Source organism: Candidatus Enterovibrio escicola, from assembly GCF_002464935.1.
Taxonomy (GTDB): Bacteria; Pseudomonadota; Gammaproteobacteria; order Enterobacterales; family Vibrionaceae; genus Enterovibrio; species Enterovibrio escicola.
The window spans coordinates 1-7,624 of record NZ_CM008328.1 but is presented as its reverse complement, the minus strand read 5'-3'; the positions used below and the strand labels follow the sequence as shown (position 1 = coordinate 7,624).

7 protein-coding genes and 4 pseudogenes are annotated in these 7,624 nt (G+C 41.6%); 6 read left to right on the top strand and 5 right to left on the bottom strand.

What is annotated here, in order from left to right; translation table 11 throughout:
* Positions 1–337: 337 nt before the first annotated feature.
* Positions 338–751, bottom strand: coding sequence for a globin family protein (locus BTN49_RS00565; RefSeq protein ID WP_097355592.1), 414 nt, complete (start codon positions 749–751; stop codon positions 338–340).
* A gap of 333 nt (positions 752–1,084) precedes the next feature.
* On the opposite strand from BTN49_RS00565, the pseudogene BTN49_RS00560 reads away from it, so the two are divergent.
* Positions 1,085–1,539 (top strand): annotated as a pseudogene (locus BTN49_RS00560) (transposase); the annotation flags it as partial.
* Here the strand turns inward: BTN49_RS00560 and BTN49_RS00555 are convergent.
* A pseudogene (locus BTN49_RS00555) lies at positions 1,479–1,947 on the bottom strand (RNA-guided endonuclease TnpB family protein); the annotation flags it as partial. The pseudogenes BTN49_RS00560 and BTN49_RS00555 sit on opposite strands and share 61 nt — an antisense overlap.
* 112 nt (positions 1,948–2,059) lie before the next feature.
* Between BTN49_RS00555 and BTN49_RS00550 the strand changes: the two are divergent.
* On the top strand, positions 2,060–2,461 hold the full coding sequence (locus tag BTN49_RS00550) for an META domain-containing protein (protein ID WP_158523530.1): 402 nt from the start codon (positions 2,060–2,062) through the stop codon (positions 2,459–2,461).
* Between the two features lie 49 nt (positions 2,462–2,510).
* Here the strand turns inward: BTN49_RS00550 and BTN49_RS13605 are convergent.
* A pseudogene (locus BTN49_RS13605) lies at positions 2,511–2,672 on the bottom strand (transposase); the annotation flags it as partial.
* Between the two features lie 173 nt (positions 2,673–2,845).
* Here BTN49_RS13605 and BTN49_RS16840 point away from each other — a divergent pair.
* From BTN49_RS16840 to BTN49_RS00535, 4 genes are all read left to right on the top strand, one after another.
* Positions 2,846–3,556, top strand: coding sequence for a hypothetical protein (locus BTN49_RS16840; RefSeq protein WP_223823761.1), 711 nt, complete (start codon positions 2,846–2,848; stop codon positions 3,554–3,556).
* A gap of 121 nt (positions 3,557–3,677) precedes the next feature.
* Complete coding sequence (locus tag BTN49_RS16835) at positions 3,678–5,108, top strand: TolB family protein (RefSeq protein ID WP_241896399.1); 1,431 nt, start codon at positions 3,678–3,680, stop codon at positions 5,106–5,108.
* Positions 5,109–5,137: 29 nt separating this feature from the next.
* Positions 5,138–5,440 (top strand): hypothetical protein, encoded by a 303-nt coding sequence (locus BTN49_RS16830; RefSeq protein ID WP_223823759.1) that lies wholly within the window; start codon positions 5,138–5,140, stop codon positions 5,438–5,440.
* A 237-nt stretch (positions 5,441–5,677) separates the two neighbouring features.
* Positions 5,678–6,067, top strand: coding sequence for a hypothetical protein (locus tag BTN49_RS00535; RefSeq protein WP_097355590.1), 390 nt, complete (start codon positions 5,678–5,680; stop codon positions 6,065–6,067).
* A gap of 498 nt (positions 6,068–6,565) precedes the next feature.
* Here the strand turns inward: BTN49_RS00535 and BTN49_RS00530 are convergent, their stop codons facing one another.
* A complete protein-coding gene (locus tag BTN49_RS00530; RefSeq protein WP_097355589.1) occupies positions 6,566–7,315 on the bottom strand; it encodes a hypothetical protein in 750 nt (249 codons plus the stop codon).
* Positions 7,316–7,448: 133 nt separating this feature from the next.
* Positions 7,449–7,622: pseudogene (locus BTN49_RS00525) on the bottom strand (IS6 family transposase); the annotation flags it as partial.
* Positions 7,623–7,624: the final 2 nt, after the last annotated feature.

Here is a 7,624-nt window from a genome sequence, read left to right as displayed (position 1 = left end):
AGGCGTTGCTACCCCCCTCTATATCCGCCAAATAATCTCTCTATAAATAATTCTTTCTTTAATTGTTTCCCCTTAATAATTGTTGATATCTTTTATTTTGGAATAATTTCACGTGAAACGCGTGAAAAAGGCTTTCTATTTGTTTGAAATCTTCTTTTTTGGTCAATTACGCCGTATACAATCAAGCTTGTTGCTGGTAACTCTGGCTACTGGCGTTGGCTTATCAAGCCGAGCATCAAGATGACTAGGTTTGATAAGTAATTTGGGGCATCTGCCACAAAGCAATTAAGCTCCCTCCTGCACCGTTAAGTAACCTACCTTAAGGAAGAATAATGTCCTAGGAGTCCATTTCCGCTTTCATGGTGTCGGCGATAATGTCTAGGATTGCTATCCACGCTGCCTTTACTTCCGGTGTAAAATCATCCCCTAATCCAATTTGAAGTGTATGGATAAGCGCATTTCCGACAGGGGTGTAATGTGTTTTCTTCACGCCATAGTCGACATGACGTTTAGCTAGATCTTGCAAAACCGGAACGAGGTTATCTAACCTGTTTAGACTGTTAACCACGGTGTGTAACATTACCATCAGTTTCCGACCTTGTTGTTGCATGTCACCTTTAAACAGCGACTTAACAGTTGGTTCGTATGCGAACAACGTTTTGTAAAATATTTCGGTGATCTTCTCTGAAATAGGTTCAACTTTGTAAAAACTTTGTGAAATGAGCGTTATTTGATGTGGTGTTAAAGACATAGTGTAATTTCCTTAACGGTTTTGATGAGTGAGATCTATTGAAATCCCCAGACCCATTTTATAACTCGGTTGTAACTCATGTTACTTCGAGTATTGAGTATTTATCACTTAGCCGTAAAACCTCGCAAAAAAAGCATCTACAGGCATTTTAGTCGCTATTCTATCCTCGATATTGTGCCTATTCCCATGTTTTCTGAGAGCCTATATTGATTTATCCACAATAGTCGGAATGACCCTCCGATTAAGGCGGTTCTACCGGCTTAGTTTCCCAAATATCTGAATTAACCGCAATTTCTACGATCAGACCATCATGGAGTTAAGCTGGAGGTGATGATGGGAAAAGTCAAGCACAAAATCAGCAACTGTAAACAATATAATCAAGCATGAGTAAACCGTGGCTCAGTCACTTTTTGGATACCGCGATTGAAACGGCACTGATGGTGAAAGGTATTTTCAAGCTCCCACTTCGTGGATTAAAAGGTTTTCTCAATTCGGTTCTTACGTTAATGAATGTCCCACCGAAATCCCCTACATACACTTGCATTAGTAAGCGTTCTAAAACCGTAGAAGTTAAGTACCGTTTTCCGCGTCGAGGAGCTTTCGCCCACGTTGTTATTGATGCCACAGACCTAAAGGTATACGGCTAAAGCGAATGGAAAAGGCGTAAACACGGTAAGGAGAAGTGGCATCTCTGGCGCAAACTTCATCTCGCAGTTAATGTGTTTACTCATGAGGCTATCCCCGATCCAGTCGCTCCCAAGACGAACCTTGCCAGTCCGACAGTTCTTATATTCTTTGCTGCGTTGATGCCGCGGTCATGGTGAGTGGAACACTCTGGACAAGTCAAATCTCGGATATTCAACGGCATTGCTTCATGTATGAATCCACAACAGCTACAATGCTTTGAGCTTGGAAAAAAGCGATCTACCTCTGCGATTAGTACGCCCTGCCCATTTAGCTTTGTACTTAAGTTGGCGAATGAACTCACCCCAACTAGCATCAGCGATATGTTTTGCTAATTGCACATTGCGGATCATGTTTTTCACTTGTAGCGATTCAACACAAACAACTTGGTTTTCGTTAATGAGTTTGCGAGACAACTTGCACAAGTTGTCTAATCGACTATCGACAATCTTTGAATGTAGACGGGCTACTTTCTGACGTATCTTGTTGCGGTTTTCACTGCCTTTTTTTCTTAGCTAGTTGACCTACTCTGGCTTAGATTAATGCGTTATAGTCCTGATTTGATTAGTGAGAAAATCTTAAGATTCTTTTTTAAAGACGGGATAATAAATGAAGAGGCAATTTATGGGTGGTGTTATTGCGTTACTATTAACTAGCTGTCAGGCCGTATCTGATCACCAGAGAATACAAACTTTTATTTTAGGAACATGGGAGGTGAAATATATAATGGGATTACCAGTTATTGATAGTAGTCATGCTACTCTCAATTTTTCTGAGGATAATAAAGTTACGGGTAATAATAGTTGCAATAATTTCTTCGGGAAATATAGCGTGGAAGGTAACAAAGTTAAGTTAATACATGCAAGCGTGGGCTCTACAAAAATGATGTGTATTGAAGCATTGATGCGTCAAGCAAATTTGGTTGAGAATGTCATTCTACTTGTTACTACCGCTGAAATAAAAGCTGGTAGGCTTAATCTTTTTGATTATGAAGGGAAATCATTACTGATATTAAGTAGAGTTTAAAGGGACATTATTGATTAAATCAGGCATATAATACACTGACTCCAAATCTTCGGTACCTCACTCTTACGTTCTTCGAACGCTTACTAATGAAGGTGTCTGTAGGGGATTTAAGCGGGACATTCATCAACGTAAAAACCAAATTGAGAAAGCCTTCTAATCTAAAAATGGGAAGTTTAAAAATACCTCTTACCAACAGTGCCGTTTCAATCGAGGTAGGCGTTATTTCCAAAAAATTTGAATGGATACTTTTATCCACTATGGGTTTAATGATGTATTTTGGTATGTATACACCTACAATATTGGCCGAGGAGCCAGTTGCTTTGAACAAAGGTGGTCATCAGTGGCTGATGCAACAATCACAACACTTTATCGTACACTTTCGTAGTGTACTGGGTGCAACGCGCTGCGCATTCTTTAGACATTGCAGAAAAAGTGTATCAAGATCTCGCCAGTCAGTTTTCACAGATGCCAACGGACAAAACTCATCTCATTCTGGAGGATGATGAGGACTCTTATCAGAGTAGTGCAACGCCGATGCTTTCTCCTAACATTATTCTGTCTTTACATCCTCCTAGCAATATACTTAATGCAGAAGGGAACGATAAGTGGTTGGATACGCTGATCCGCCATGAATACACACACATTGTTCATTTGGAGTTAAATGACCGTGCGGTAACTAGAGCACGTGATATTTCTGGCTGCCAACTGCTGTTGTTCCTGCATGAACTGACTCCAGACTTCTTAGTAGAAGGGTTGGCGGTTTATATGGACAAACAAGGCTATTATGATAGTTTCTCTGCTATGCAAATGCGTATGGAAGTGGCGAGCGGTCAATTAGCTGATCTAAGTCAAGAGGTAAATCAAGTGGTGGTGGATAACTCTTTACTACCCTCTGGTATGGTTTATCTCTACGGTGCGTATTTCATTGATTATTTAACCAAAACATATGGTGAAGAAGCGCTCCAGCACTTTTTAACCGATTACAGTGGTTATTTAATTCCGAGTTTTTTCTTAAACCGCAGTGCGCGACACGCTTTGGGAAGAGTTTCGTACCGATCTTATAACGCAGTTTTCAGATCAAATTGCGCAAAGTAAGGAGCACTCTTAGGGTGCTCAATCTCTAGATAGTCAGCCATTTGCATACTTATTGGCCAATGGAGAATGAGATCAACTGCTTGCTTGGCGTAGTAATTATGTTGACGGTGGACATTTAGCGATGTGGGATAGTGAGAAAAATCAATGGCATTACTTATTGACAATAAATGGATTAACCAGCCTCGATACTCATCCACAACAAGGCATTGTCGTCTCACAAAAAAACCAAAATCAGGAAAAACAAAAGTTCAATGATCTTTATCGCTATGTTGATGGGCAGTGGCAGAGTTTAACTGAGCAGCAGCGCTTTACCCAAGTGCGTTGGAGCTTAGATGGGCAAAGCGTTTTTGCAACGCGCCATAAGCAAGGTTTACCTGAATTGTGGAATGTAACACTTGATGGACAGCAAACTCGCCTATGGCAAGGTTCGTTTGGCTGGATAATTGGTGATATGGTGCTATCAACAACAGGTGAAATTTATGCATCCATTAAGCAGCCGTTTAGTGCATGGAATATCATGCGTTTTAAACAGAAAGAGCAGAGCTGGTTGGCAGTAACCGAAACTTCGGCAACGGAACATCAACTGAGTTTTATTAAAGAGGGAGAGTTGCTGTTTAGTGCGGATTACAATGGCCACTATCAGATCTACCGAATGGACTTAACCAGTTTACAGGTAGAGCAACTGACCAACGAAGTTGGCGGGGCTTTTTCTCCTCAATGGAATGCATCGCAAGGGCTTATCTATCAAGCCTATGAGCAGGATGGCTACCATTTGCGTCATATTCACGCAGTGACGGCTTTGAATGATGTTTCGCTTTCATCGTATGCTACGGTGAATGAAGCTTCTTCAGCTCCGATCTCCACGACAGAAAAAAGTGAAATTACTGAGGATTCACCGCTTCCGACTTTAACGGGGCAAGACTGGGCTTCCGCTTGGCAAAGTTCTGATAACCAATCTTTGGTTATTTTTGGGATCAGTGGTTCAGATAATCTGGAGCGTCTTCAGTATGGTATCCAAGCAGCTTGGAACACGAAAAATACGTTGGGGTCGTATCAATTACGTTACGCGTATGAAGACCTCTTGCAAGCAATATTAAGCCGAGAGCATGAGTTTAACTTGAACCCATTGACCAATAAAGAAGACCAAATTATTCGCCAAGATAACTTAACGTTAAAAAGTGATTACTCATTGCATGGCATTGACGATCAGCTAACGTTTGGTGTCGGAACCTATTGGCAAAAAGAGTCACTGATTAAATCACCTCAAGGTACGAGCTCTGCACAAGCAAGTGATGAGTGGCTGGCGGGAACTGCGCTGAAATGGGATGATAAATTGGGTCATTACGCCGATTTGGTGTGGGAGCAAAATGTTGGCGGCAATTACTCTGGACAAAAATGGCAGGCTCAATGGATGGCACATTGGAATCTTCCAGGGAGCTTCAGTCTAAGCACCCACCTTGCGGCAGGTTATGCGGATTCAAAAGCCAAACCATTTAAACTGGGGGGGGTTATGAGGGAGACAAAATTAAGCTGTATGGTCGCCATCAGCTAGCGTTGCGTGGGTATAGCTATGGGGTGCAAGTGGGGCAAGCTTACACCACACAAAGTATTACGTTAAGCCACTTAATTTATCGCGTTAACCGGAACTGGGATGTGTGGCCAATTGGTTTTGGGGCTATTTCAGGTTCAGTATTTATCAACTCAGGTTCAAGCTGGAAGGATAACCAACGTTACCAAGCTCTGACGGGGGTTGGGGCTGAAGTGCAAATTGAGACAATAGGGTTTTATTCTCATCAGTTACCTGTACTCATTGGCTATAATCACGGATTAGACAGTCAATTAGGTAAAGATCAGGTGTATATTAAGCTAAGCGCTCAGTTTTAGTAAGTCGTGAACTACTCGGCATTAAAGTACCTAGCTTCCAAGATAACAGCCTAAGCCACTAGCTCTTCTTTTTTGACGTTTCTCTGGGTACTGCGAGTTGAGCTTTTGGCTCTACTTGTCTTACGGCTAAGTGATAACATTAACTTGGGTTATGCCCGTGCTTGATGATTTTGCAGATATACGCCAAAGCGCGCGGACACGCAACGAGATAAGCACTTTTTTAAAAGAAGTTTTCACATGAGTCTATTTAAAACAAAAGATGCTAAAAAAAATAATTCTTCACGAGATCGTGAGCAGCTTGTGACGTTGTCAGAAGCGAGGGCGGCTTTTGGGGAAGAACGACGTAAAAAAAACAATGAGTACAAGCGAAATCACTTGAAAAAATACAGAGAATCTTGGCAGAAAGACAAAGCGGAAGTTGATGAACTTCAGGAGATAGAAGATGTTTTAGGGTACGTTACCCGCACACGGAATGGTGCAAACAACCAGCGCAGCGGGCTTCATGCGATGAAAATTAATGCACACGAACATGCAACAATCAAAGCTGCTATAAAATTAGAGGGAGCGCGCTCTAGTCGAGAATTGTTCGTTAAGCTTTGTAATGAAGTAATTAAGAAAAATAATTAAAAGATGTAATTAATAATTATAGTTGGCAGTGAAGTTTCATTGATTCCCCTTATCAAAAGCGTTTTGTTTCTAAGCTGCCTGTGCGGCAGTGAAGGGTAGATAATATAGCTGTAACTCTTATTTTTAAAGAGCTGGGATGAAATTAAGCGAAAAAACCCTATTTTTTCGCTTAATTTAAACCATTAAAAATCAATAGGTTAAGAATGTGCTAAAAAATATGGTGTTAGGCAATTAAAAGCAGGTAACAGTGGCTTCTCTGCTTAATCCATAGCTGGAAAAGTGACCCTAGGTGGGTTTATCTTGCTGTTCTCCGTGTTGAGCATATTTTTATGTTGTCCATTTCAGGTTAGTAATTAAGAGAAGTAATTAATAACTATAGTTACCAATCGTTGCTAATTTGATACTTCTCGCCAAAAGCGCTGTGCTGAATTCTCTTATTAAATCAAGAGCGCAACACAAAAAGAACAAGAAAACCCCTTAGAATCGACTTGGCGGCTCCTATAATTTCGTGATTGAATCTAATCGGCTTTTTAACGCCGTCGCTAGTTTGCTGTAACTTGATTGAGTATTTGCTTTGTCAGATACACTTGTTTTGCCCGATCCAGCTGGATCTGTCCGGGCATAAGGGTGCGTGTGACTCGAGCACGCGATCGACAAGTTAGAGACAATTTCTGTTAGCTCACTTATTAATTTAAATATGTTTTCCGTTTCCGAGCCAAACCAACTTTTCGGCGACCTGTAGTCTTGTTCTTCATCAGCACGCACTTCGCGGATCCTGCAGCGTAATAACGCTAGTTGGTCGGTTATATCGCGGAAACCGCCTTCTTCGTCTACTAATTTGCAGACACCCATTCGTTGTTGATACCGACTTTCTCCTGCTTTTATTGCGGGCAAATGCCAACCAATCCCGAGAACCATTCTGATGAATGGTTTTGATGGATTGCCGTAGGCAAATGCGACTTCAACTATTGAGCCTATTGCCGGGGGTTCTAGTCGCCCCGCATGTTCACCAACTCCCGGAACTGGGAGGGGTACTGCTTGGAAAATCGGCACATCGTCGCGTTCTAGTCCACTTTCATCGAGAAGAGCAACATTTGCTGCGTAGCGCGGATAGAATTCATCCGAAAATTGCCCCGATGAAGGTAGCTCTGGGAGAGCTATGACTTTTGCGAAGTGTGGCAAATGCCATTTTCCAGTTAATTCTGGAAATAATTGAAAAATAATCCGTTTAATTGTGTTCACATCCACGTGATAATGCTCTCCGTATCAATATGTTCAACAGTCACCAATCGTCGCTTGTTTACGAGAATGTTCGGTTTGAAATGTGGGGCTGTTGCAACTAATTATAGGATGCAGATCTACCCAGTAATGGGCTTAACGATTACTGATAAATCACCTCAACATTGAATAGACGATTCATGAAGGCGTATCTCTCCCGAACAAGAGTTTTACCCTCATCATGACGTAACCAGAAATCAAACTGGCCTTTGTTCAACATTCGCAGTGATTCAAATCCCGCGATGGTTGACCAGGCTCGCTTTCGTATTTTAAAACCGC

Excerpts from the sequence above, each read along its gene's own strand:
- BTN49_RS00565 (WP_097355592.1), bottom strand. The coding sequence starts at position 751 with ATGTCTTTAACACCACATCAAATAACGCTCATTTCACAAAGTTTTTAC.
- BTN49_RS00550 (WP_158523530.1), top strand. The coding sequence starts at position 2,060 with ATGGGTGGTGTTATTGCGTTACTATTAACTAGCTGTCAGGCCGTATCT.
- BTN49_RS16835 (WP_241896399.1), top strand. The coding sequence starts at position 3,678 with ATGTGGGATAGTGAGAAAAATCAATGGCATTACTTATTGACAATAAAT.
- BTN49_RS00535 (WP_097355590.1), top strand. The coding sequence starts at position 5,678 with ATGAGTCTATTTAAAACAAAAGATGCTAAAAAAAATAATTCTTCACGA.